Source organism: Streptomyces murinus (assembly GCF_002154555.1).
GTDB classification, from domain to species: Bacteria; Actinomycetota; Actinomycetes; order Streptomycetales; family Streptomycetaceae; genus Streptomyces; species Streptomyces murinus.
Genome location: NZ_MUNF01001068.1, coordinates 1 through 813, shown reverse-complemented (window position 1 = coordinate 813; position 813 = coordinate 1). Strand labels below are relative to the sequence as shown.

Sequence of the window (813 nt, the reverse complement as noted above, 5' to 3'; positions counted from 1 at the left end):
CGGCCCGCGCCCTGGACGCCGACCGGGCCTACGAGGCGGGCCAGGAGGTGGACGTCGTGGACATCGAAGGAGCCACCGCGATCGTCATCTGAGCCATCCCGCCCCCGAGTTGGGCCGGAGTCTGTCAGACTCGACGGGCAAGATCCTTTGAACAGGCGCGAGCCACGGACACAACGGCGTCCGCGGGCGCCCAGGCGGAGAGGGGTACGGGGAACACGATGGAACCGGTCATCATCGTCCTGATCATTCTGGTGGTGTTGGTCTTCATCGCCCTGATCAAGACCATCCAGGTCATCCCACAGGCCAGCGCGGCCATCGTCGAGCGCTTCGGCCGCTACACGCGGACCCTGAACGCGGGCCTGAACATCGTGGTCCCGTTCATAGACACCATCCGCAACCGCATCGACCTGCGCGAACAGGTCGTACCGTTCCCGCCCCAGCCGGTGATCACCCAGGACAACCTGGTCGTCAACATCGACACCGTCATCTACTACCAGGTGACCGACGCCCGCGCGGCCACCTACGAGGTCGCCAGCTACATCCAGGCGATCGAGCAGCTCACCGTCACCACGCTGCGCAACATCATCGGCGGCATGGACCTGGAGCGCACCCTGACCTCCCGCGAGGAGATCAACGCCGCCCTGCGCGGCGTCCTGGACGAGGCCACGGGCAAGTGGGGCATCCGCGTCAACCGCGTGGAACTGAAGGCCATCGAGCCGCCGACCTCCATCCAGGACTCGATGGAGAAGCAGATGCGCGCCGACCGTGACAAGCGCGCCGCGATCCTCACCGCGGAGGGCACCCGACAGGCCG

1 protein-coding gene and 1 pseudogene are annotated in these 813 nt (G+C 66.8%); both read left to right on the top strand.

The annotated features are described in order from the left end of the window. A pseudogene (locus CCN72_RS41305) lies at positions 1-92 on the top strand (NfeD family protein); the annotation flags it as partial. Between the two features lie 126 nt (positions 93-218). After that, the coding region (locus tag CCN72_RS37700) for an SPFH domain-containing protein (protein ID WP_143664372.1) at positions 219-813 on the top strand (595 nt) is incomplete at its 3' end.